This window comes from Pseudomonas sp. NPDC088890 (assembly GCF_044900155.1).
In the GTDB taxonomy this organism is placed as follows: domain Bacteria; phylum Pseudomonadota; class Gammaproteobacteria; order Pseudomonadales; family Pseudomonadaceae; genus Aquipseudomonas; species Aquipseudomonas urmiensis.
In genome coordinates this window covers 393,162-414,619 of record NZ_JBJDNG010000001.1, presented here as the reverse complement: position 1 = coordinate 414,619, position 21,458 = coordinate 393,162, and the positions used below count along the sequence as shown (strand labels likewise).

The 21,458-nt window shown below is 62.6% G+C and carries 16 protein-coding genes; 6 read left to right on the top strand and 10 right to left on the bottom strand.

From position 1 onward, the window contains the following. Nucleotides 1-76: 76 nt before the first annotated feature. Nucleotides 77-1,102, bottom strand: coding sequence for a quinone-dependent dihydroorotate dehydrogenase (locus ACI2JX_RS01880; RefSeq protein ID WP_264233719.1), 1,026 nt, complete (start codon nt 1,100-1,102; stop codon nt 77-79). Between the two features lie 139 nt (nt 1,103-1,241). Here ACI2JX_RS01880 and ACI2JX_RS01875 point away from each other — a divergent pair, with 139 nt between their 5' ends. The 5 genes from ACI2JX_RS01875 (at nt 1,242) to cobA (ending at nt 6,934) form a co-directional block, all read left to right on the top strand. Next, nucleotides 1,242-2,456 (top strand): CmpA/NrtA family ABC transporter substrate-binding protein, encoded by a 1,215-nt coding sequence (locus ACI2JX_RS01875; protein ID WP_264233721.1) that lies wholly within the window; start codon nt 1,242-1,244, stop codon nt 2,454-2,456. An 11-nt stretch (nt 2,457-2,467) separates the two neighbouring features. After that, the gene (locus tag ACI2JX_RS01870) at nt 2,468-3,043 is read left to right on the top strand and encodes an ANTAR domain-containing response regulator (RefSeq protein ID WP_186557256.1); all 576 of its coding nucleotides are present in this window, start codon (nt 2,468-2,470) and stop codon (nt 3,041-3,043) included. Between the two features lie 230 nt (nt 3,044-3,273). Continuing rightward, nucleotides 3,274-4,485 carry a NarK/NasA family nitrate transporter gene (locus ACI2JX_RS01865; protein WP_186557257.1) on the top strand — a complete coding sequence of 404 codons (1,212 nt, stop codon included), beginning with the start codon at nt 3,274-3,276 and terminating at the stop codon, nt 4,483-4,485. 10 nt (nt 4,486-4,495) lie between these two features. Next, nucleotides 4,496-6,166 carry a protein kinase gene (locus tag ACI2JX_RS01860; RefSeq protein WP_404689223.1) on the top strand — a complete coding sequence of 557 codons (1,671 nt, stop codon included), beginning with the start codon at nt 4,496-4,498 and terminating at the stop codon, nt 6,164-6,166. A gap of 27 nt (nt 6,167-6,193) precedes the next feature. Beyond that, complete coding sequence (gene cobA, locus ACI2JX_RS01855; protein WP_404689222.1) at nt 6,194-6,934, top strand: uroporphyrinogen-III C-methyltransferase; 741 nt, start codon at nt 6,194-6,196, stop codon at nt 6,932-6,934. Between the two features lie 68 nt (nt 6,935-7,002). On the opposite strand, the gene ACI2JX_RS01850 is transcribed toward cobA, so the two are convergent. The 8 genes from ACI2JX_RS01850 to ppsA all read right to left on the bottom strand — a co-directional run bounded on the left by ACI2JX_RS01850 (nt 7,003) and on the right by ppsA (nt 15,238). Further along, nucleotides 7,003-8,043 (bottom strand): OmpA family protein, encoded by a 1,041-nt coding sequence (locus ACI2JX_RS01850; protein ID WP_186557260.1) that lies wholly within the window; start codon nt 8,041-8,043, stop codon nt 7,003-7,005. A gap of 109 nt (nt 8,044-8,152) precedes the next feature. Beyond that, nucleotides 8,153-8,719 (bottom strand): RNA polymerase sigma factor SigX, encoded by a 567-nt coding sequence (gene sigX / locus ACI2JX_RS01845; protein WP_372353289.1) that lies wholly within the window; start codon nt 8,717-8,719, stop codon nt 8,153-8,155. 114 nt (nt 8,720-8,833) lie between these two features. Further along, entirely contained in the window at nt 8,834-9,658 is an 825-nt protein-coding gene (locus ACI2JX_RS01840) for a mechanosensitive ion channel family protein (protein WP_186557262.1), read from the bottom strand. 2 nt (nt 9,659-9,660) lie between these two features. After that, complete coding sequence (locus ACI2JX_RS01835; protein ID WP_186557263.1) at nt 9,661-9,912, bottom strand: CrfX protein; 252 nt, start codon at nt 9,910-9,912, stop codon at nt 9,661-9,663. 88 nt (nt 9,913-10,000) lie between these two features. Beyond that, the gene (locus ACI2JX_RS01830; protein WP_404689221.1) at nt 10,001-10,996 is read right to left on the bottom strand and encodes a zinc transporter ZntB; all 996 of its coding nucleotides are present in this window, start codon (nt 10,994-10,996) and stop codon (nt 10,001-10,003) included. Between the two features lie 27 nt (nt 10,997-11,023). Then, nucleotides 11,024-11,515, bottom strand: coding sequence for a ribonuclease E activity regulator RraA (gene rraA / locus ACI2JX_RS01825; RefSeq protein WP_186557265.1), 492 nt, complete (start codon nt 11,513-11,515; stop codon nt 11,024-11,026). Between the two features lie 259 nt (nt 11,516-11,774). Continuing rightward, the gene (locus ACI2JX_RS01820) at nt 11,775-12,767 is read right to left on the bottom strand and encodes an alpha/beta hydrolase (RefSeq protein WP_264233767.1); all 993 of its coding nucleotides are present in this window, start codon (nt 12,765-12,767) and stop codon (nt 11,775-11,777) included. Between the two features lie 95 nt (nt 12,768-12,862). Further along, nucleotides 12,863-15,238 carry a phosphoenolpyruvate synthase gene (ppsA, locus tag ACI2JX_RS01815; protein ID WP_186557267.1) on the bottom strand — a complete coding sequence of 792 codons (2,376 nt, stop codon included), beginning with the start codon at nt 15,236-15,238 and terminating at the stop codon, nt 12,863-12,865. A gap of 178 nt (nt 15,239-15,416) precedes the next feature. On the opposite strand from ppsA, the gene ACI2JX_RS01810 reads away from it, so the two are divergent. Beyond that, nucleotides 15,417-16,235: a pyruvate, water dikinase regulatory protein gene (locus tag ACI2JX_RS01810; RefSeq protein ID WP_186557268.1), complete on the top strand. Its 819-nt coding sequence runs from the start codon at nt 15,417-15,419 to the stop codon at nt 16,233-16,235. Nucleotides 16,236-16,468: 233 nt separating this feature from the next. Here the strand turns inward: ACI2JX_RS01810 and ACI2JX_RS01805 are convergent, their stop codons facing one another. Then, a complete protein-coding gene (locus tag ACI2JX_RS01805; protein WP_404689220.1) occupies nt 16,469-21,334 on the bottom strand; it encodes an NAD-glutamate dehydrogenase in 4,866 nt (1,621 codons plus the stop codon). Nucleotides 21,335-21,458: the final 124 nt, after the last annotated feature.

The window sequence follows — 21,458 nt, the reverse complement described above, 5'->3', positions numbered from 1 at the left end:
CACCATGCACGCCCCATCCGGGCGGCGGGCTACGGCCCAGGGGCCCCTTGATGGGGCCCTTTTTTATGCCCCGCCGTTACTGGCGCGGCATCGCAGCGATGGCATCCACCGCCTGGCGAATCAACGCCGGGCCCTTGTAGATGAAGCCCGAATAGATCTGTACCAGGCTCGCACCCGCGGCGATCTTCTCGGCAGCATGCCGGCCTTCGGTAATCCCGCCCGCAGCGATGATCGGCATCCGCCCGGACAGCTCGCCCGCCAGCACCTTCACCGTGTGGGTGCTTTTTTCCAGCACTGGAGCCCCCGACAGCCCACCCGCCTCGCCGCCGAACGGCAGGCCTTCGACGCCTTCGCGAGACAGCGTGGTGTTGGTGGCGATCACTGCGTCCATACCCGAGTCGAGCAAGGCCGCCGCTACCAGGGCGGTTTCTTCATCAGTCATGTCTGGGGCGATCTTGATCGCCAGCGGTACGCGCTTGCCATGCTCGCTGGCCAGTTGCTCGCGGCGCACGGCCAGGGCATCGAGCAGTTGCTTGAGCGAGTCACCGAACTGCAGCGAACGCAGGCCCGGGGTATTCGGCGAGCTGACGTTGACGGTGATATAGCTGGCGTCGTTGTAGACCTTCTCCAGGCCGATCAGGTAGTCGTCAACCGCGCGCTCGACCGGGGTGTCGAAGTTCTTGCCAATATTGATGCCCAGAATGCCGTCATAGCGCGAAGCCCGCACCCGCGTGAGCAAATGATCGACGCCTAGGTTGTTGAAGCCCATGCGGTTGATGATCGCGCTCGCCTCTGGCAGACGGAACAGGCGCGGCTTGGGGTTGCCCGGTTGCGCACGCGGGGTCACGGTACCGATCTCGACGAAGCCAAAACCCAGCTGGGCGAAGCCATCGATGGCCGCGCCATTCTTGTCCAAGCCTGCGGCCAGGCCCACCGGGTTGGCGAAGTTCAAGCCCATGACGGTCACCGGGGTTGCTGCCGGCTGCTTGCACAGCAAGCCATTGAGCCCCAGCCGGCCACCTGCGCCGATCAGGTCGAGGGACAGGTCGTGGGAGGTTTCCGGAGAAAGCTTGAACAACAGCTGGCGGGCCAGGGTATACATGGGCGGGCAAGACTCGGGGGTGAGTGAGGGGGCGATTATAGCCAGCACGCCGCCGCCGCGACAGGCCTTTACCGCACCTGTGGCATATCGCTTGCTTCGCTCAGGCTTCAAAGCCTATTGAGTACGGGCGAGGAGCTTCGTGAATACATTCCCCCGCGCAACACCTCTGGCCTGGGTCAACGGCAGCGATGCACCGGAAAAGCCCAGCCTGGACATTGGCTTCATGGCCCTGACCGATTGTGCTTCGGTAGTGGTCGCAGCCACCCAAGGCTTTGCCCAGCAACAGGGCCTGACCCTCAACCTCAAGCGCCAGGCCTCCTGGGCCGGCCTGCGCGATAAACTGGTCAGCGGCGAACTCGACGCGGCGCACTGCTTATATGGCCTGATCTACGCCGTGCACCTGGGTATCGGCGGCGTAGCGGCCAGCGACATGGCGGTGCTGATGGGCCTCAACCAGAATGCCCAGGCGATCAACCTGTCGCCGGCACTGCAACGCAAGGGCGTGACCAGCCCTGAAGCGCTGGCCAGGCTTGCGCACCAAAATGGCTCACGGCTGACCTTCGCCCAGACCTTCCCCACCGGCACCCACGCGATGTGGTTGTACTACTGGCTGGCCAGCCAAGGCATTCATCCGCTGCGCGACGTGCACAGTGTCGTGGTGCCACCGGCGCAGATGGTCGCTCACGTCCAGGCCGGGCGTATCGATGGCTTTTGCGTCGGCGAGCCCTGGTCGGCCGATGCCGTGGCCCAAGGCCAAGGCTTTACCCTGGCCACCAGCCAGTCGATCTGGCCAGACCATCCGGAAAAAGTCCTCGGTTGCGCGCGTGCCTTTGTCGAGCAATGCCCCAACAGCGCCCGTGCCTTGATCACAGCCATTCTCGCCGCCAGCCGCTTCATCGAGCAGAGCCCGGAAAACCGCCGCAGCACCGCCCAGTTGCTCAGCGGCACGGCGTACCTGGATACGCCGCTGGAAACCATCGAGCCGCGCTTGCTCGGCGACTACCAGGACGGCCTGGGCAACCGCTGGCAAGACCGGCACGCGCTGCGCCTGTTCGACCAAGGCCGGGCCAACCTGCCGTACCTGTCCGACGGCATGTGGTTCATGACTCAGTTCCGCCGCTGGGGTCTTTTGCGCGAAGACCCTGATTACCTCGACGTCGCTCGCCAGGTGCAGCAGCTGGCGCTCTATCGGGAAGCTGCGGCAGCACTCGGCGTGCCTTGCGCTGAGCTGCCAATGCGCAGCAGCCTGCTGATCGACGGCATCCGCTGGGATGGCAGCGATCCCCACGGCTATGCGCGCAGCTTTCGCCTGCATGCCATGGCTGAGACACCCAGCGCCCGTGTCGGTCTGTGAGGGGGACGAACATGCTACGCATCCTGCTGATCGACGACACCGAAAAGAAAGTGGGCCGGCTCAAGGCCGCACTGGTCGAAGCCGGCTTCGAAGTCATCGAAGCCGGTGGGCTGACCATCGACCTGCCCGCCTGCGTCGAAACGGTGCGTCCCGATGTGGTGTTGATCGATACCGAGTCACCGGGGCGGGATGTGATGGAGCAAGTTGTGCTGGTCAGCCGTGATCGACCGCGCCCCATCGTGCTGTTTACCGATGAGCACGACCCGCAGGTGATGCGCCAGGCGATCCAGGCTGGGGTCAGCGCCTACATCGTCGAAGGCATCCATAGCGCCCGCCTGCAGCCGATCCTCGATGTAGCCATGGCCCGCTTTGAGAGCGACCAGGCGCTCAAGGCCCAGTTGTTGGCGCGCGACCAGCAACTGGCCGAGCGCAAGCGCATCGAGCAGGCCAAGGGCTTGCTGATGAAGATGAAGGACTGCAACGAGGAGCAGGCCTTCACCCTGATGCGCCGCCAGGCCATGAGCAAACAGCAGAAACTGATTCAGGTGGCCGAGCAGATCATCGCCATGCACGAGATGCTGGGCTGAGCCTAACGGCCAGTATGCGCTGGCCGGCACTGACAAGCCAAAACCGCCAGCTCAAGATTGGCCCGGCTCTTGCTGAACAAATACCACAGGTAGCCAACGGCGGTTGCCCAACCCTCCGACAAAGACGTCGCTCTCCCCTCCACTGCGGTGGATCGGGTAGCGGCGTCTTTTTCGTTCCGGCCCTGCGCAGACAGGGCATGACTACCGTTGCAAGCCGCGCGAGGTGTTCGATGAGTACGAGTTTCTGGAAGTCCGGGCATGTGCCAACCCTGTTCGCCGCGTTCCTGTATTTCGACCTGAGCTTCATGGTCTGGTACCTGCTTGGCCCCATGGCGGTGCAGATCGCCGCCGACTTGCAACTGAGCCCGCAACAACGTGGCCTGATGGTCGCGACACCGATCCTGGCTGGCGCGCTGCTGCGCTTCGCGATGGGCATGCTGGTCGATCGCCTGTCGCCAAAAACCGCCGGCCTGCTCGGCCAGGTGGTGGTAATCCTGGCATTGGCCTGTGCCTGGTTGCTGGGTGTGCACAGCTATGAGCAGGCGTTGCTGCTCGGCGTGTTCCTCGGCGTTGCCGGCGCTTCGTTCGCGGTCTCGCTGCCACTGGCTTCGCAGTGGTATCCGCCACAACACCAGGGCAAGGCCATGGGCATCGCGGGTGCCGGCAACTCCGGCACCGTATTCGCCGCCCTGCTGGCCCCGGCGCTGGCGGCAGCCTTTGGGTGGAACAACGTGTTCGGCTTCGCCCTGATCCCGCTGCTGCTGACCCTGGTGCTGTTCGCCTGGCTGGCACGCAACGCCCCACAACGCCCCAAGCCCAAAGCCATGGCCGACTATTTCAAGGCACTGGGTGATCGTGACAGCTGGTGGTTCATGTTCTTCTACAGCGTCACCTTCGGCGGCTTCATCGGCCTGGCCAGCGCCCTGCCCGGCTACTTCAGCGATCAGTACGGGCTGAGCCCGGTGACTGCCGGTTACTACACCGCCGCCTGCGTCTTTGGCGGCAGCATGATGCGCCCACTGGGCGGCGCCCTGGCCGACCGCTTCGGCGGTATCCGTACCCTGCTGGGCATGTACAGCGTAGCCGCAGTGTGCATCGCTGCGGTCGGCTTCAACCTGCCCAGCGCTGCCGCGGCCTTGGCCTTGTTCGTCAGCGCCATGCTCGGTCTTGGTGCGGGCAATGGTGCGGTGTTCCAATTGGTGCCGCAGCGCTTTCGCCAGGAAATCGGCGTGATGACCGGGCTGATCGGCATGGCCGGCGGCATCGGTGGCTTCATCCTGGCCGCAGGCCTGGGCATGATCAAGCAGCACACTGGCGACTATCAGCTGGGGCTGTGGCTGTTCGCCAGCCTCGGCCTGCTGGCCTGGTTCGGCCTGCATGGGGTCAAGCAACGCTGGCGCACCACCTGGGGCTCGGCGGCGGTCACCGCGGCACGGGTCTGAGGCAGCCAACATGAGCCTGCAACTGAGCTTTGCCCAAGCCACGGCCACCGGCCCGCGTGCGGAAAACCAGGACGCTTTGCGCCTGGTCACCCCGGCACCGGAGCTGGCTGCCAGCAAGGGCTACCTGTTCGCCCTCGCCGACGGCGTCAGCCAGTGCGCAGACGGCGGCCTGGCAGCGCGAGCCAGCCTGCAGGCGCTGGCGCTGGATTACTACGCCACCCCGGCGACCTGGGCCGTGCCGCAGGCGCTCGATCGCCTGCTGCTGGCGCAAAACCGCTGGCTGCGCGCCCAGGGCAGTGGCCAACCGCTGTTGACCACCTTGAGCGCGCTGGTGATCCGCGGGCGGCGCTTCACCCTGGCCCACGTTGGCGACTGCCGGGTCTATCGCTGGCACCAGGGGCGCTTGCACTGCCTGAGCGAAGACCATGTCTGGGATCAACCCGGCATGCAGCATGTGCTCAAGCGCGCCTTGGGGCTGGATCAGCACCTGCTGGTCGACTACCTCGAAGGCGAGCTGCACAACGGTGAATGCTACCTGCTGCTCAGCGACGGCGTGTGGGCCAGCCTGGGCGACCAAGGCATCCTCTCGGTGCTGCGCGAGCACGCTGATCTACAGGAGGCGGCCAATACGCTGGTGGCCAGCGCTCATCTGTGCGGCAGCCAAGACAACGCCAGCGCCCTGCTGGTGCGGGTCGAGCAACTGGGGCCAGCAAACTTGGGAGACACCCTGGCACAACTGCAACAGTGGCCTGTGCCAACAGCGTTGCGCCCAGGGCAACTGATCGATGGCTGGCGGGTCGATGCACAACTGGCGCGTAGCCGCCAGTCATTGCTGTACCGCGTTCACGACAGCCAAGGCCACCCGTGGCTACTGAAGACCTTGCCCACAGGCCAAGAAACACAAGCCGGCGCCGCGCAGCGTTTGCTGCAGGAGGAATGGTTCCTGCGCCGCGTTGCAGGCCGGCATTTCCCCGAGGTGCATGCCGCCAGCCATCGCCAGCACCTGTACTACCTGATGCGCGAATACCCAGGGCAGACCCTGGCGACCCTGCTGACCGAAAGCGGCCCGCTGCCGCTGGTGCAATGGCTGGAGGTCGCCCGCCAGCTGCTGCAAGCGGTAGGCGTGCTGCACCGGCGCAACCTGCTGCACCGGGACATCAAACCGGACAACCTGCACCTGGGCGAAGACGGTCAGCTGCGCCTGCTGGACTTCGGCCTGGCCTATTGCCCGGGCCTATCCGAAGACGCCCCGCATGATCTGCCCGGAACCCCCTCGTTCATCGCCCCGGAAGCGTTCGAAGGGCAACCGCCCAGCCCCCGCCAAGACCTCTACGCGCTGGGCGTAACCCTGTATCAGCTGCTCACCGGGCACTACCCCTATGGCGAAATCGAAGCGTTCCAGCACCCGCGTTTCAACAACCCGATTAACCCGGCGCGCTATCGCCCAGACCTTCCCGAGTGGCTCCAGCGCAACCTGGAGCAGGCCGTCGCCGCAGACCCTGCGCAGCGTTTCGAAACCGCTGAGCAGTGGCTGTTGTTGCTCGAACGCGGTGACCGCCAGGAGCTGACCGGCCGCCCTCGGCCATTGCTTGAGCGCGAACCGCTGAAAGTCTGGCGGACCTTGGCGCTGCTATCGATGCTGTTCAACCTGATTGCGCTGTTCTGCCTGTTCAAAGGCTGAGCGGCGCTGCTGATGAGGAACACCCCAATGCATGCAAAAGTCTGGCTGGTGGGCGCAGGCCCCGGCGACCCTGAGCTTCTGACCCTTAAGGCGGTACGTGCGCTACGCCAGGCCCAGGTGGTGATGATCGATGACCTGGTCAATCCGGCGCTGCTCGAGCACTGCCCGCAGGCGCGAGTGATTGCCGTGGGCAAGCGCGGCGGTTGTCGCTCGACGCCGCAAGCGTTCATTCAACGGCTGATGCTGCGCCATGCCCGCCAGGGCCGTTGCGTAGTGCGGCTCAAAGGCGGAGATCCGTGCATCTTTGGCCGTGGCGGCGAAGAGGCACTGTGGTTGCAGGGCTACGGCATTGAAGTGGAGGTGGTCAATGGCATTACCGCTGGGCTGGCCGGCGCGACCCAGTGCGGTATCCCCCTGACCTTGCGTGGCGTCAGCCGCGGGGTGACGCTGGTCACTGCACACACCCAGGATGACAGCGAGCTGAACTGGGCAGGACTAGCCCAGGGCGGCACTACGCTCGTGGTGTACATGGGCGTCGCCCGCCTGGAGGAGATCCGCCAAGGCTTGCTCAGCGCCGGCATGCCTGGCGATACGCCTGTGTCGATGATCGAAAACGCCTCGCTGCCCAACCAGCGCGAATGTCGCAGCCAGCTGCAGCGAATGGGCTCAGATGCCCATGCATTCGGCCTGCGAAGCCCTGCGATCCTGGTGATTGGCGAAGTCGTCGGACATGCCGCCCAGCAGACCCTGCAGCAGTTGGCCAGCTAGCGCCCAGGACGAATTTCAGGCAAAGAAAAACCCGGCCTAGGCCGGGTTTTTCATGAACCTCAAACCAATTACTTGGACTGAGCTTCTACTTGCGCTTCAACGCGACGGTTAACAGCGCGACCTTCTTCGGTGGCGTTGTCAGCAACCGGACGGGTCTCACCGTAGCCAACCGAATCAACACGGCTGGATTCAACACCGTACTGCTGGGTCAGCACTTGCTTGACAGCGCTGGCACGACGCTCGGACAGCTTCTGGTTGTAAGCGTCTGGACCGACGGAGTCAGTGTGACCTTCAACGGTGGTGGTGGTCGACGGGTACTGCTTCATGAAGTCGGCCAGGTTCTTGATGTCGCCGTAGCTGTTTGGCTTGACGACCGACTTGTCGAAGTCGAACTTCACGTCCAGCTCAACACGTACGACTTCGGCAACTGCCGGGCAGCCGTCGGCGTCAACGGTAACGTTGGCCGGGGTGTCTGGGCACTTGTCGACGTTGTCGCAAACGCCGTCGTTGTCGCTGTCGGAGCAAACTTCAGCAACTGGAGCAGGAGCAGGAGCAGGCTGCTTGCCGCCGCTACCACCGAAGTTCAGACCCAGACCAACGGTTGGGCCCCACTCGGTGTTGCCGTTGTCGATGTTGTACATGGCTTCAACGCCAGCACGGGCGAAGAACATGTCGGTGATGTACCACTTGGCGCCAGCGCCAACGTTGGCGAAGGTGGAGTGGTCACGGCCGCTACGGGTAGCTTGGCCCAGGCTCTCGTGGGCGAAGCCAGCGGAGACGTACGGACGCAGCGCGTCGCCAACGGTACCGAAGTGGTAGGTGGCGTCCAGCTTGGTTTTGGAACCTTTGATGTCTTTGTTGAAGACTTCGCCACGAGCGTTGTGGGTCTCGTTGTAGCCCAGATCCAGGGAAACGTCGTCGGTCAGGAAGTAACCGAGGCGAACACCAGGATTGGTGCCGTCGTTCTTGAAGTTACGCTCGCTGTCGTAGTACTGCTTGGTGACGTTACCTTCGATTTCGACAGCGCCTTGGCCTTGAGCCAGAGCACCGAACGAAGTAGCAGCTACGAGCGAGCCAATGGCCAAGCCCAAAGTGTTTTTCAATTTCATCCGTTAAATCCCCATCTGGTGATAGTTAAGCGGTCCCACCAAAATCCGGGGGACAACTCGACGGCTAGTCTAGCAGAACTCGCCGGTGGTTAGAGACATTTGCCGGTCACTAAGTTTCAACCTCACCTGCAAATTTCTCTCTAAGCTTGTCGAGCGCACGCTTGTAACGCATTTTGGTTGCGCTCAAGCCCATGTGCATGATATCGGCGATCTCCTGGAATTCCAGCTCTGCGACAAATCGCAGCACCAGGATTTCCCGATCGATCGGATTAACATGCACCAGCCATTTGTCCAGGCCACCCTTCTCCTCGGGCTTTGGAGCCTTGTCTTCAGACGCCTCTTCAACAGGGTCAAGACTAAGGGCATCCATCAGCCTTCGTTTACGACGCTCCTTGCGATACTGGGTGATGCACTCGTTGTAAGTGATGCTGTAGAGCCAGGTCTTGAACTTCGATTTACCTTCGAAGTTCTTCAGGCCGTACAACACTTTCAACATCACTTCCTGACAGACATCGTCCGCATCCCGGTCGTTCCCAAGGTAACGCGCACAGACGTTGAACAAGGTCCGCTGGTAGCGCCGCATGAGCTCTTCATAGGCGCGAGTAACATGAAACAGCTCCTCATGCGAACGCGCCACCAACTCCTCGTCGGTGAGCTCGCGGGGGTCATAGCGCATGGGCAGCGAGTGAACTTTATTCAAAACGGATCTGGCCGACAGTCAGGTCAATTCGCCGCGCCGCCCCAAAGGGTCGGTTTTTCGCGGCGGCATACATTAACAGCTTTTGTGCGGTTAGCGGCTATCGACTCGCTGCTCGAGCAGTTCTCGATTCGACAACGACACCAGTTCGCCGTCATCGGTCAGCAACGTCGTCTTGACCGTGCCGATCTCTTCGATCTGCCCTTCGACCTCTCCAATCCGCACCTGCTGGCCAACTTGATAGAGTTCGCGAACGTAAATTCCGGCCAGGATCTGCCCGGCGATTTCCCGGCTACCCAGCCCCATGGCCAATGCAACTGCCAGACCAACGGTAATCAAACCGATGACGATGACGTGGTTGAGCAGGTCGGTCTTGACCTCGAGCTGGCTGATGGCCACCGAGATCGCAATCATGATCACCAGGCCCTGGGCAATGCGCCCAACGCCGGCTGCGTATTCCAGGCCAATGCCTTCAGCCGCACCCCGCGTCAGGCCGTTGACCAGTTGCGCCAGGAGCACACCGGCAAGCAGTACCAAGGCTGCGCCAAACACTTTGGGCAGGTACAGCGCAAGCATGTCCAGGGTCGCCGAAACCCGCTCAAGGCCGAGCGATTCCGCCGCCGAGACGAGGAAGATCAGCAGCACGAACCAGTAGACGATCTTGCCGATCAGGGTCGAGATCGGCACCTGGATGCCGACCCGGCTGAGCATCTTGGTCAGGCCGGTGCCGCTCATCAAGCGGTCCAGGCCGAACTTGGCCAGCAGCTTGGACAGCAGCGTGTCGAGCAGCTTGGCCACCACGAAACCGAGCAGCACCACGACCAGCGCGCCGAACAGGTTGGGGATGAAGTTCGCTACCTTGGTCCAAAGGGCGGTCATCGCAGTGACCAGGCTCTGGGTCCAGAGATCGAGTTCCATATTCAATCGGCCTTATCAGCTTTGCTGCCAGCGGCAGCGGTGCGGCGCACCGGCGCAACATGCGCCGAGCCATTGTTCACGGCGATCATCAGCGCCTGGCCCCAACGGCCAAGCAGGCTGAACAGAACGCCGGCACCAACCTGGCGGTTGGCAGTTTTCAGCACGCGCCCCAGGCACGCAGCGTCGTCTCGGTCCTGGCCGGACGGCGACGCGTTGAGCAGGTCGCGCAACGATTGTTCAAACGGATCGTGCATAGGCACCTCGCGCAGTGTCAGTCAAAGACGAGGGCGCCAGGCGATGGGTCACACGGCGCAGCATGACGATTGTTTCAAAATGCACCATTCACACCCACCGCAGCTTGCGGAACAACCACCACTGGCCCAGCGCCAGGCCCAATACCACCAGGCTGGCGAACAGGAAGCCATAGGGGCTGTCGGCACCGGGGATACCCCCGACGTTGATGCCCAACAAGCCGGTAATGAAGCTCATGGGCAGGAAAATGCAGGTGATGATACCGAAGCGGTACATGGTCCGGTTCATCCGCTCGCTGCGCCGCCGGTCTTCGCTCTCCAGCACCAGCGCCGCGCGTTCGCGGGTCAGCTCGAGCTCTTCCAGATAACGAATCAGGCTGTTGTTGAGCTCATTCCAGTAATCGGCATCGGCATCGGCGAACCAGCTCCACTTGTTGCGCGAAAGCTGGGCATAGATGTCCCGTTGCGGCGCCAGAAACCGTCGCAAGCCTGCGGCACGTCGACGAATCTGCTGCAGGCTGCCGTGCTCTGGACTATACCGTTCGTCGGATTCGACCTTCTCTTCTTCGATATCGACCAGCTCGGACAGATCGCTGACCAGGGCCTGGACCTTTTCGGTCAACAGCTCACCCATCAGCAACAGCAGCTCGGACGCCGACTTCGGCCCGCGCCCTTGATCCAGCAGCTGGAGAATTTCATCGCTGGCACGCAGTGGCCTCAAGCGCAGCGAGATGACCCGCTGCGCCTCGGCGAAGATGCGCACAGAGACCATGTCTTCGGGCTCGGCGCCCGGATTGAGGTTGACCCCGCGCAAGAACAGCAACACTTGCTCATTGGCCAACGGCAGCAGACGTGGACGAGTGTTTTCTTCCAGCAGTAGATCGCAACTGAATTCGCTCAGGCCACTTTCGCGCAGCAACCAGCTGCGGGTCTGCGGATGACTGCGGTCCCAATGCAGCCAGAGGCTCTCCTGCGCCTGCAATTGCAAGCCTTCCAATTCGGTCCGAGCGATAGAACGCGCGCCACCTTTGCCATCGAGCACCAGAGCATGGACCAGCCCCCACTGCGCGTTGTCTTCCTCGAACATTGAAGCTCCATCAGCGCGCGCGGCGCATCACTCCGGCATTTTCAGCGGGCTTGGCGAGATCAGCACGCCGTTGTTGTCGGCATACACGTACTCACCCGGGCGGAAGGTCACCCCGGCAAAGGTCACGTTGACGTTGAGATCACCCAGGCCGCGCTTGTCGGTCTTCATCGGGTGGCTGGCCAAGGCCTGGACGCCGAGGTTGGTCTGCGCCAGCACATCGACGTCGCGCACGCAGCCGTAGATCACCAAGCCTTCCCAGCCATTTTTTGCCGCTTTGTCGGCGATCATGTCACCGAGCAGTGCGCAGCGCAGCGAACCGCCACCGTCGACTACCAGCACCTTGCCTTTGCCGTCCAGTTCAGCCTGGGCTTTGACCAGCGAGTTGTCTTCGAAGCACTTGATGGTGACGATCTGCCCACCAAAAGAGTCGCGACCACCGAAGTTGCTGAACATCGGCTCCAGTACCTGGACCAGCTCTGGGTAGGCATCGCACAGGTCGGGCGTTACGTAATGCTGCATGGGAAAGCTCCTGTCAGGCACAACGAAAACAAGGGTTGAGTGCAAGGCTACACCGGGGACGGTGTCGCAGTCATCCGGGACCGAGCAGTCAGATTGATTGGCGCCTCATCGCGGGGCAAGCCCGCTCCCACGCCATTCGCCTGGCAGGACGATTGTCGTCTCATCGCGAGGCGAGCCCGCTCCCACGCCATTGTCCTGCGAGTCGAATGGCGTGGGAGCGGGCTTGCCCCGCGATGAGGCCACGACAGCCACCCACACGCTAAACCGCTGGCACCACCTGCGAAACCGCCACAGCCCCGTGCACCTGCGCCAATGGATCGCGCAGCCACCCCTCCACCAACGGCCACACCTGCTGCTGAGCGGCCTTGCTGACCAACATATCGACGTGTCCGAACGGCTCGAAGCCCTCTTCGCGCCCCAGCCGCAGAAACTGCTTGCGCTCGCCGCCCAACTGGTCGAACAACTTGCGACAGGCCCACACCGGATCCTGGAAATCGCCCGCCCCGGCCACCGCCAGCACCGGCACATCAACCTGCGCCAAGCCGGCCCACCAGTCGCCGTCCTTGCCACCGAAGCGGCCGAACAGGCCATGCCAGCGCATGCTTTCCAGCGCCAGACCGATCGGTTCATCTTCCGGGCCACGCTTGAGCCGCGAGCCGGAAATCTGCGCAAAGCGCTTGAGCACCAGACGCGCGCCCCACTCCACCGTCGGCACTTTCAACGGCCAATAGACGCGGCTGACCTGGGTGCCGAAGAACGCCGCACTGGCGACCCGTTCCGGCTCCAGGTAACCGCCGCCCAAGGCCGCAGCCAAGGTAGTGCCACCCAATGAATGGCCAAGCCAATGCGGCGCCTGGCCGGCTTGTTCCTGCACGAACGCAGCAATCAAGGGCAGGTCGTAGCGGGCATAGTCGGCCACCCGGTTATGGCGCCACTGGCGGTTGCGTGGCGACAAGCCATGGCCGCGCATCTCCGGAATCCACACATCGAACCCGGCACGCGCCAGAAAGGCGCCCAGGCCCACGCCCTTGGGCGAGAACCAGAAGCGCCGATTGGAAAAACTGCCATGCAGAAGAATCACCGGCACGCCCGGGCCACGGCTATGGTCGGCTAGCCCCAGGCGGGTCACGGCCAGTTCGACGCTCGGGTCGGGGCTGTTGCCGGCCTTGATCCGATACACGTCTTCACTGAGATCGCCGCGGCGCTCGGCACTTTGCAGGGCCACGGGGAAAAGGGTGCTGCTGCTTTGCATAAGGTACTTGTATGAAAAAGGGCGCGAACCATCACTGGAACTCGCCCCGAAGAAAACGGGCGCAGGCACGCGAAGGTGCCTGCGCATTGGCTGGATCAGGCTGCGCCTTGGCCTTCGGCCAGGAAGAACCAGGTCTCGAGTACCGAGTCCGGGTTCAGCGACACACTCTCGATGCCCTGCTCCATCAGCCACTTGGCCAGGTCTGGATGGTCCGATGGACCCTGGCCGCAGATACCGATGTACTTGCCAGCCTTGTTGCACGCCTGGATGGCGTTGGCCAGCAGCTTCTTCACGGCGGGGTTACGCTCGTCGAACAGGTGAGCGATGATCCCCGAGTCGCGATCCAGGCCCAGGGTCAGCTGGGTCAGGTCGTTGGAGCCGATGGAGAAGCCGTCGAAGTATTCGAGGAACTCTTCAGCCAGGATGGCGTTGGATGGCAGCTCGCACATCATGATCACGCGCAGGCCGTTGTCGCCACGGGCCAGGCCATTTTCGGCCAGCAGGTCGACGACCTGGCTGGCTTCGCCCAAGGTGCGCACGAACGGCACCATGATCTCGACGTTGGTCAGGCCCATCTCGTCGCGCACACGCTTGAGTGCACGGCACTCGAGCTCGAAGCAGTCACGGAACGACTCGCTGATGTAACGCGAAGCGCCGCGGAAGCCCAGCATCGGGTTCTCTTCTTCCGGCTCGTACAGCTTGCCGCCGATCAGGTTGGCGTATTCGTTGGACTTGAAGTCCGACAGGCGCACGATGACCTTTTTCGGATAGAAGGCCGCAGCCAGGGTGCTGATGCCCTCGACCAGCTTCTCGACATAGAAACCGACCGGGTCGTTGTAGCCAGCGATACGCTTGTCGACGCTCTCTTTGAGCTCCGCTGGCAAGCCTGCGTAGTTGAGCAGTGCCTTGGGATGCACGCCGATCATGCGGTTGATGATGAACTCCAGGCGCGCCAGGCCGACACCGGCGTTGGGCAGCTGGGCGAAGTCGAAAGCGCGGTCTGGGTTGCCGACGTTCATCATGATCTTGAACGGCAGGTCAGGCATGGCATCGACCGAGTTCTGCTTGATGTCGAAGCCCAGTTCGCCTTCGAAGATGAAACCGGTATCGCCTTCGGCGCAGGAGACGGTAACGCCCTGGCCATCCTTGAGCAGTTGGGTGGCGTTGCCGCAGCCAACCACAGCCGGAATACCCAGCTCACGTGCGATGATCGCCGCGTGGCAAGTACGCCCGCCACGGTTGGTGACGATGGCGCTGGCGCGCTTCATCACCGGCTCCCAGTCTGGGTCGGTCATGTCGGAAACCAACACGTCGCCTGGCTGGACCTTGTCCATCTCGGATACGTCGTTGATCACCCGCACCTTGCCGGCGCCGATGCGTTGACCGATCGCGCGGCCTTCGACCAGCACGGTACCCTTCTCTTTGAGCAGGTAGCGTTCCATGACATTGGCGCTGGCGCGGCTCTTCACGGTCTCAGGACGGGCCTGGACGATGTACAGCTGGCCGTCATCACCATCTTTGGCCCACTCGATGTCCATCGGCCGCTGGTAGTGCTGCTCGATGATCATCGCCTGCTTGGCCAGCTCGCTGACCTCGGCGTCGGTCAGGCAGAAGCGCGCGCGTTCGGCACGGTCGACTTCGACGGTCTTGACCGAGCGACCGGCCTTGGCCTCGTCGCCGTAGATCATCTTGATCGCCTTGCTGCCCAGGTTGCGCCGCAGGATGGCCGGGCGGCCGGCCTGCAAAGTGTTCTTGTGCACGTAGAATTCGTCAGGGTTGACCGCACCCTGCACCACGGTTTCGCCCAGGCCATAGGCGCCAGTGATGAACACCACGTCGCGGAAGCCCGACTCGGTGTCGAGGGTGAACATCACACCGGCAGTGCCCGTTTCCGAGCGGACCATGCGCTGCACACCCGCGGACAAGGCCACTAGCTTGTGATCGAAGCCCTGGTGCACGCGGTAGGCGATGGCGCGGTCGTTGAACAGCGAGGCGAACACTTCCTTGGCGGCGCGGATCACGTTGTCGACGCCGCGAATGTTCAGGAAGGTTTCCTGCTGGCCGGCAAAAGAGGCGTCCGGCAAGTCTTCGGCAGTCGCTGAGGAACGCACCGCGACCGCCATGTTGTCATTGCCGGCGGCCATGGCAGCGAAGGCTGTTCGGATTTCCGAATCCAGGCGCGCGGGGAACTCAGCTTCCATGACCCACTGGCGAATCTGTGCGCCGGTCTTGGTCAGGGCATTGATGTCATCGACGTCCAGCGCGTCGAGCGCGGCGTGGATGCGGTCGTTCAGCCCGCTCTGCTCGAGAAAATCGCGGTACGCCTGAGCCGTAGTGGCAAAGCCGCCCGGCACCGAAACGCCGGCACCGGCGAGGTTACTGATCATCTCGCCCAGGGATGCGTTCTTGCCCCCCACATGCTCCACATCATGGACGCCGAGCTTATCGAGGGAAACTACGTACTCTACCAAGGTGATCTCTCCACTAACTGTGTTGGAAAAGCTCAAAGGGCGCCCGCCTGCCTGAATTGACTGGGCCGGACGCTTGTGGCCTGGACCTGGAAAATAAGTGAGAATGCCGACAGCCGCATTCGGCAAACCGAACTTATCATATCCAAGAAACGTCATCAGCTTAAGGCCTAGGGTGCAAATGAAACGAACCGCGTTTTTCATCTCCGACGGCACCGGCATCACTGCCGAGACCCTGGGTCAAAGCCTGCTCGCCCAATTCGATAGCATCGGCTTCAATAAATTCACCCGCCCGTACATCGACAGCCCAGACAAAGCGCGGACCATGGTCCAGCAAATCAACGCTGCGGCCGAGCGTGACGGCGTGCGCCCGATCATCTTCGACACCATCGTCAACCAGGACATTCGTGAGATCCTGGCGACCTCCAATGGCTTCATGATCGACATCTTTTCGACGTTTTTATCCCCGCTCGAACAAGAATTGACTGCCCATTCGTCGTATTCGGTGGGTAAATCCCATTCGATCGGCGGCAACTCCAACTACATGGAGCGCATTGAAGCGGTCAACTTCGCCCTGGATAACGACGACGGCGCCCGCACCCATTACTACGACAAGGCCGACCTGATTCTGGTGGGTGTCTCGCGCTGCGGCAAGACCCCAACCTGCCTGTACATGGCGATGCAGTTTGGCATTCGTGCGGCCAACTACCCGCTGACCGAGGATGACATGGAGCGCCTGCAGCTGCCGGCGGTGCTGAAGAAGCATCACAACAAGCTGTTTGGCCTGACCATCGACCCCGATCGTTTGACCGCCATTCGCCACGAGCGCAAGCCCAATAGCCGCTATGCCAGCTTTGCCCAGTGCGAGTTCGAGGTGCGCGAGGTGGAGAATCTGTTCCGCCGGGAGAACATTCCCAACATCAACTCGACGCATTTTTCGGTGGAAGAGATTTCGGCGAAGATCTTGGTCGAGAAAGGGGTTGAGCGGCGGTTCAAGTAACCACTGAGGTTGGCGCGACCGCGGGAGAGCAAAGATTCAAGCAAGCCAGCAGTTCTGTCGAAGTTGCGTGGGAGCGGGCTTGTCCCGCGATAGCGTCAGTGAATTCTGCATGGTTATCGCGGGGCAAGCCCGCTCCCACGCAAGCGCAATCTACAACCGCAACAGACAACTGAACTGCGAATGAAAAAGCCCCGGCATCGCTGCCGGGGCTTTGGTTTAGCTCACCCCAGGGCTCAGGAAGGCACCACCGCCGCCTGGCCACTCATGGCCAGATCCACCAGCTCGCGGTTGGCCACCGCATACATCGCGTAGTCGGTCCCGGTAGCGTTGCGCAGATCATCCAGCATCGCGCGCCAGCGCTCGACCATCACCCGGTGCTGCTCGACCCACAGGGCCACGCGGGCGTCCATGTCTTCGGGCGCATCGACCATCTGCAACACAGAAATGGTAATGGCCCGCTGCTGCAGGTCGATATCGTCGCGGAACGCCTCGCGGGCCAGGGCCTGCCAATTGTTCTCCACCGGCAGGTTGCTGATCTCCTGCAGGTACCAGGTCAGGTCCAGCGCACTGCCCACGGCGAAGAACGCCTTGGCGACCTGGGCCGGATCGTGGCCGGTGACATCCGAGGCCTCGATGATCGGCAACAGGGTGTACAGATGGGTCGTGCCAGCGACCATCCGCGCCAGCAACTCCGGCACGCCAGCCTCGACGAAGCCCTGGTAGCGCACCTGCCAGCGTTCGCGGGTCGGCCCTTCGAGCAACTCATCGAGCTTGAGCCCCAGCTGGGCGATCTTCGGCCCGAAGTGGGCGCTGTCACGACCGGCGTCCTGCTCGTTACGCCGGCTGCGCAGGAACCAACGGGTCGCACGGCGGCCCAGGCGCATCAACTCGTCCATCAGGGTCAGCTGGATCTCGGCCGGGACTTGATAGTCGAGGGCCTCGATCTGGCGGAACCAGTGCGGCAAGTGGAAGATGTCGCGCACGATCACATAGGCCCCGGCAACGTTGGCCGGGCTCATGCCAGTGGACTCCTTGAGCCGCTGGACGAAGGTGATGCCCATGTTGTTGACCAGGTCGTTGGCGATCTGGGTGCTGACGATCTCGCGCTTGAGGCGATGACGCCGCATGGCCTCGCCGAACTGGCTGAGCAACGACGGCGGGAACGCGGTTTCCATATCACGGGTCAGGTAGTCGTCGTCCGGCACCAGCGATTTGAGCAGTTGTTCCTTGAGGTCGATCTTGCTGTAGGAGATCAATACCGACAACTCAGCACGGGTCAGGCCCTGGCCAGCAGCCAGACGCTCATTGAGCTGCTCTTCCGAAGGCAGGAACTCGATGGCCCGATCGAGCTTGCCGCGCGCCTCAAGGTCAGCCATCAGGCGCTTGTATTCGGCAATCCGCTCGCGGGCCCGACGCGCCGCCAGTGACAGCGCCTGGGTCTGCTTGTAGTTGTTGCCCAGCACCAGCGAGGCCACTTCGTCGGTCATGCTGCCCAGCAGCTGGTTGCGCTGCTTCTCGGTCATGTCGCCGCCCTGCACCACTTCGTTGAGCAGGATCTTGATGTTGACCTCGTGGTCGGAGCAGTCGACGCCGCCGGCGTTATCGATGAAGTCGGTGTTGGTCGCGCCACCATTGAGGCCGAACTCGACCCGGCCAAGCTGGGTCATGCCCAGGTTGCCGCCCTCGCCCACCACCTTGCAGCGCAGCTCGTTGCCGTTGACCCGCAGGGCATCGTTGGCCTTGTCGCCGACATCGGCGTGGCTTTCGCTGCTGGCCTTGACGTAAGTGCCGATGCCACCGTTCCACAGCAGGTCGACCGGCGCCTTGAGCAGCGCGTGCAACAGTTCGGTCGGCGTCAGGCGGTCGGCTTCGATGGCGAAGCGCTCCTTCATCTGCGGGCTGATGCTGATGCTCTTGGCACTGCGCGGGAAGATCCCGCCGCCTTCGGACATGATGCTGGTGTCGTAGTCGCTCCAGGCCGAGCGCGGCAGGTCGAACAAGCGCTTGCGCTCGGCGAAGCTGCTGGCCGGGTCCGGGTTGGGGTCGATGAAGATGTGCAGGTGGTTGAACGCCGCCACCAGTTGCAACTTATCGGACATCAGCAAGCCGTTACCGAATACGTCACCGGCCATATCGCCGACACCAATCACGGTGATCGGATCTTGCTGCACGTTGATGCCACGCTCACGGAAGTGGCGCTGCACGCCGACCCAGGCGCCACGGGCAGTGATGCCCATTTTCTTGTGGTCGTAACCGGCCGAGCCGCCCGAGGCGAAGGCGTCGCCGAGCCAGAAGCCATAATCGATGGCGATGCCGTTGGCGATATCGGAGAAGGTTGCCGTGCCCTTGTCTGCGGCCACCACCAGGTACGGATCGTCATCATCGTGGCGAACCACGTTGGCCGGTGGCACCACGCCGCCGTCCTTGAGGTTATCGGTGATGTCGAGCAGGCCAGAGATGAAGATGCGGTAGCAGGCGACCCCTTCAGCCGCGATCTCGTCGCGGCTGCCACCGAGCGGCAACCGCCGTGGCAGGAAGCCGCCCTTGGCGCCGACCGGCACGATCACCGAGTTCTTCACCTGCTGGGCCTTGACCAGGCCGAGCACTTCGGTGCGGAAGTCTTCTTCACGATCCGACCAGCGCAAACCGCCGCGAGCGACGTTACCAAAGCGCAGGTGCACGCCCTCGACCCGTGGCGAATAAACGAAGATTTCGAACTTGGGTACCGGCTTGGGCAGCTCGGGGATCAGCTTGGGATTGAACTTGAAGCTGAAGTACGACTTGTTCTGGCCATTGCCATCAGGCTGGTAGAAGTTGGTCCGCAGGGTGGCCTTGATCAGGTCCAGGTAGCGGCGCAGGATGCGGTCTTCGTTGAGCACCTGAACGTCGTCCAGGGCACTGTTGATGGCCTGCTCCAGACGCAATTGCTTGTCGTCCAGATCATCCTGGGTGAGCTTGCGCGCCAGGTAGAAGCGGGTCTTGAACAACCGGGTCAGCTCGCGGGCGATGTCGGTGTGGTTGTTCAGGGTGCTGGCGATGTAGCCCAGGTCGAAGCCCAGGCGAATCTGCTTCATGTAGCGGGCGTAGGCACGCAGCAGCGCCACGTCGCGCCACGGCAGGCCGGCGGTCAGCACCAGGCGGTTGAAGGCGTCGTTCTCGGCGTCGCCCTTGACGATGTGGATGAAGGCGTCTTGCAGGGTGTCGTTGAGCTGCTGCAGATCCAGGCTCAGGCCTTCGCTGTAGGTAAAGGCGAAGTCGTGAATCCAGAACTCGCGACCGCTGGCATGGCGCAGGCGATAGGGGAACTCGCCGAGCACCCGCAGCCCCAGGTTTTCCAGGATCGGCAACACATCCGACAGCGCCAATGGCGTGTCGGCGTGGTACAGCTTGCAATGCAACAGGCGCTCACCCAGTTGGGTCAGCGGCTGGTAGAAGCTCATCGCCAGCGGCTTGCTTTCACTCAAGGCCAACACATGCTGCATGTCGACCACCGCCGAATGGGCGGCGAAGCGCTCGCGGTAGCCGGCCGGGAAGCCTTTGGGGAAGTCGGCCAGGATGTTGGTGCCCTGGGCCTCGCCGAAGTTCTCCACCACCAGGGTCGAGTAGTCGTCATGCCACGAGCGGCAGGCCTGGATCACTTCGTTTTCCAGCTGCTGCGGGTCGATGTCGATCCGATTCTTCGGATCGACCCGCAAGATCAGTTGCACGCGTGCCAGCACCGACTCGGAGAAGAAGGTCCAGAACTCGCAGTCGCTGGCCTTCAGACGCTCCATCAGTACCTGCTGGATCTTCTGCCGCACTTCGGTCGAGTAGATCTCCCGCGGTACATAGGCCAGGCAGTAGCAGAAGCGGCCGTAGGGATCCTTGCGCAGGAATACGCGGATCTTGTTGCGCTCCTGGATCTGCACGATCGACATGACGGTACTGAACAGCTCGTCGATCGGCGTCTGGAACAGGTCGTCGCGCGGCAGCACTTCCAGCACCTGGGCCAGTTCCTTGCCCAGGTGCGCCTTCGGATCGAAACCAGAACGTCGCTCGACTTCCGCAACCTTGACCCGGATGTAGGGGATGGCATGCACGCTCTCGCCATACACCGAGGAGGTGTACAGGCCCATGAAGCGGCATTCCTTGATGACCTTGCCGTCGGCATCCAGTTGGCGGATCGACACGTAGTCCGGGTAGGCCGGACGGTGCACGCGGCTGGGCAGCGCGGCCTTGGCGAACGACAGCAGCAGCGGCTCGTTGAGGTAGGTGACGGCGTAATCTTCGATGCGCAGCTCTTCAGGCGTCAGGCCGACCCGCAGACGGCGCGGCAGGCCGAGGAAGGACTGCTCGTCGTAGTCGATCCGACCACCTTCGGCATCGCCCTGGACGGTGAATTCTTCATAGCCGAGGAAGGTGAAGTGGTTGTCCAGCAACCATTCGAGGAAAGCCTTGACCTCGGTCTTCTCATGTTGCGCCTGCGGGTATGGGGTCTGCTCGACCAGCGCCACGACCTCGCGCAGCTTGGCTTTCATCGGCTCGAAATCAGCCACGGCAACGCGCACTTCGGCCAGCACCTGCTCGATTTCGCGCGACAGCACGTTGAGCTCGGCGGCATTGGCGCAGCGGTCGATCTCCAGGTACATCAGCGATTCATGCCGCACGCCTTCGCCCTGGGTGCCCTTGGGCAGCAGCTCGAGCAGCTCGCCCTTTGCCCCGCGACGCACGCTGAGCACGGTGGTCTGCAGGGTGTGGATGCTGTAGCCACGGCGGTTGAGCTCGGTGCGTACCGAGTCGACCAGGAACGGCAGGTCATGGTGCAGCACCTCGACCACGGTGTGGGTCGACTGCCAGCCGTTGCGCTCGTAATCGGGGTTGTACACCCGCACTTGCGGGGTTTGCGGGTCGAAGCGCTCGATGATGCGCCAGGCAGAGAGGGTGCAGCCAGCCAGGTCGGAAAGCCTGCGCTGGGTAAGTTCGTCCAGAGAGATGATACCGAAGAACTGTTCGGCGAACAGCGCCACTTGTGGCAGTGACTGCTCGCTGATGTGCTGCGCCAGGGCCGTTTGCAGTTGATGCTGGAAGTCGGCTTTGCTGGCTGCGGTGAAGAACGCCATCTGTGGTACTCCGCTTGGGCTTTATTTTGTAAGAGAAGCGTCGTGCGCGTCCGCCTTGCATGGATCAACCATAGCTAACCCACGGCAAAACAGGACGATGAAACCGGGCGTTGAGCGTGATCGG

Bases quoted from the DNA above. Each gene is read 5' to 3' on its own strand.
- sigX (WP_372353289.1), bottom strand. From the start codon at position 8,719: ATGCGCTATGACCCCCGCGAGCTCACCGACGAGGAGTTGGTGGCGCGT.
- ACI2JX_RS01840 (WP_186557262.1), bottom strand. From the start codon at position 9,658: ATGGAACTCGATCTCTGGACCCAGAGCCTGGTCACTGCGATGACCGCC.
- ACI2JX_RS01805 (WP_404689220.1), bottom strand. From the start codon at position 21,334: ATGGCGTTCTTCACCGCAGCCAGCAAAGCCGACTTCCAGCATCAACTG.
- ACI2JX_RS01835 (WP_186557263.1), bottom strand. From the start codon at position 9,912: ATGCACGATCCGTTTGAACAATCGTTGCGCGACCTGCTCAACGCGTCG.
- ACI2JX_RS01880 (WP_264233719.1), bottom strand. From the start codon at position 1,102: ATGTATACCCTGGCCCGCCAGCTGTTGTTCAAGCTTTCTCCGGAAACC.
- ACI2JX_RS01865 (WP_186557257.1), top strand. From the start codon at position 3,274: ATGAGTACGAGTTTCTGGAAGTCCGGGCATGTGCCAACCCTGTTCGCC.
- ACI2JX_RS01820 (WP_264233767.1), bottom strand. From the start codon at position 12,767: ATGCAAAGCAGCAGCACCCTTTTCCCCGTGGCCCTGCAAAGTGCCGAG.
- rraA (WP_186557265.1), bottom strand. From the start codon at position 11,515: ATGCAGCATTACGTAACGCCCGACCTGTGCGATGCCTACCCAGAGCTG.
- ACI2JX_RS01830 (WP_404689221.1), bottom strand. From the start codon at position 10,996: ATGTTCGAGGAAGACAACGCGCAGTGGGGGCTGGTCCATGCTCTGGTG.
- ACI2JX_RS01870 (WP_186557256.1), top strand. From the start codon at position 2,468: ATGCTACGCATCCTGCTGATCGACGACACCGAAAAGAAAGTGGGCCGG.
- cobA (WP_404689222.1), top strand. From the start codon at position 6,194: ATGCATGCAAAAGTCTGGCTGGTGGGCGCAGGCCCCGGCGACCCTGAG.
- ACI2JX_RS01810 (WP_186557268.1), top strand. From the start codon at position 15,417: ATGAAACGAACCGCGTTTTTCATCTCCGACGGCACCGGCATCACTGCC.
- ACI2JX_RS01860 (WP_404689223.1), top strand. From the start codon at position 4,496: ATGAGCCTGCAACTGAGCTTTGCCCAAGCCACGGCCACCGGCCCGCGT.
- ACI2JX_RS01850 (WP_186557260.1), bottom strand. From the start codon at position 8,043: ATGAAATTGAAAAACACTTTGGGCTTGGCCATTGGCTCGCTCGTAGCT.